We start from the raw sequence: 1,670 nt of genomic DNA on the forward strand, positions 1-1,670 counted from the left end.
CATTACCGGTCTCAACGAACAACAGCAGATTGTGTTACAGGTGCTCGGAAAACGGTATCTGGAGATTTATTCCTGATGTCGGTGCGGAAAGTCGGTTATACCTAGCGCTTTCTGATAGAGGTAGACCAAAGCATTAAGCGCCGTTTTCTGAGTATTTATGGCGACATGGCGTTCGTTAGCTAGCCAACTTAGAAATTCTCGAACTTCATTACTACCCAGCTTTTTAGGATGTTGCTTTTTATGAAAGAAAATGTACTGACGGACCCAGCCTAAGTATGATTTTTCAGTCTTTAAACTGTAACCACGTAAGCGCATATCAGCGCGTAATTGCTCAATAAATGGGCTAGACATCAATTACCATCCTCGATTTTTGAATTGAGTGATTTACTTTAGCTTAACTTGTGGCTTAGTTTTGTAAGCAATAATGCATAGTTTGTTGTTGTATTACGTATTTAACTCGTTTAATGTCAATGACATAATAAAAACGTAAAGTTAGATACCGTGCACTCGTTAGAATGGAAATGAGCATGCTCGGATTGTTTTTGTTGTTTTAGTGAGCTTTTTGATAGAAATAGCTTGCTTTATCAGTTAGTTGCTCGCTCGTAGTTAATAATTGAGGGACGGACGAAGTGAGCATGCACAATATATAAATGTTAGGCAAATGGAGAACCGAGTGCTGCCAAAGGCGATTGAAGCTAAGGCCATAGAAGCTATCCAACGGATGGAGCGAGGCTGTTTCTCTGAAGACGATATTGAATTACTTCTAATTCGTTTGCGTGAGTATTCAAACGCTAAAAGTATATTTAGAGAAATCTCCCATTTTATTGCTCATCATAAGAGGGATTCTGGTCTTACGTTCCTCTCGCTCTATAGAGTGTACTGTCGGATGCGGGCGTATGGTGAGTTCCAATACCATAAAAAGCCACTGGACTTAAGTTCGCCAATCGATAAATGGTTTTACGATTTTGTCCTCTTTCAACTGGATGAGATCGAAAGTCACGTGTTGAAGAAGAAGTATGGGTTTAGTAGAAAGCAAGCTAAGAGGATATTTAAAGAATTTTTTTCAGAAGAAAGAAATGGCTATAGCTATACCAAATCGCCAAGCAAAGATCTTGTAAATATCGTCAATGAGGCGTCAAGCTTCATAAAAATAAAACCTCTGTTCAGCCCCAGTGAAATTGTGTCCAGCTTCACCGAAACTTTTAAGAGTCTTGGGCTACTGCAAGACACGAAGAGCTTCGAAGCCCAATCGGATAAACTCATTCTTGGGCTTTTGGTGCTTATGCATAAACGTGAGTTCCATATCGGTAAAGATGTTTTCGGGAAAACAGAGCTAGACTTTCCTGCGGATGGTTTTGGGAAACTTAAGAAACTTGAGCTGAAAGGAACTATTCAAGTTCCTGATTTGGCAGCCATAGGAGTTACTTTAATCGAGACGTCGTTAGATTTCGATACGTGGTGTGAACCTGACCTTCTTGTACAAAAAGAAACCAACATAAAAGGCCATTACTGGACCGTGTTTGACGAAACGTCTGATTTTACTATCGGAGAAAACGACAAGTTACAGAGGTTATAATGTAAGCGTAACGCGAACCACACAACCGGCCAAGATAATTGACGCTAGGGTGTGAGCTCGATATTCCAGGGCAGTAAGTGGTCGATATTATCGC

2 protein-coding genes are annotated in these 1,670 nt (G+C 40.4%); one reads left to right on the forward strand and one right to left on the reverse strand.

Going from position 1 to position 1,670, the window contains the following annotated elements:
- Positions 1-66: 66 nt before the first annotated feature.
- The gene (locus DEU29_RS13910; RefSeq protein ID WP_166635932.1) at positions 67-351 is read right to left on the reverse strand and encodes a site-specific integrase; all 285 of its coding nucleotides are present in this window, start codon (positions 349-351) and stop codon (positions 67-69) included.
- Between the two features lie 322 nt (positions 352-673).
- Here DEU29_RS13910 and DEU29_RS13915 point away from each other — a divergent pair, with 322 nt between their 5' ends.
- A complete protein-coding gene (locus DEU29_RS13915) occupies positions 674-1,576 on the forward strand; it encodes a hypothetical protein (protein WP_133541011.1) in 903 nt (300 codons plus the stop codon).
- Positions 1,577-1,670 lie beyond the last annotated feature (94 nt).

The organism is Idiomarina aquatica (assembly GCF_004362895.1).
GTDB lineage: Bacteria > Pseudomonadota > Gammaproteobacteria > Enterobacterales > Alteromonadaceae > Idiomarina.

Coding starts and splice junctions, on each gene's coding strand:
- DEU29_RS13910 (WP_166635932.1), bottom strand. CDS start 351: ATGTCTAGCCCATTTATTGAGCAATTACGCGCTGATATGCGCTTACGT.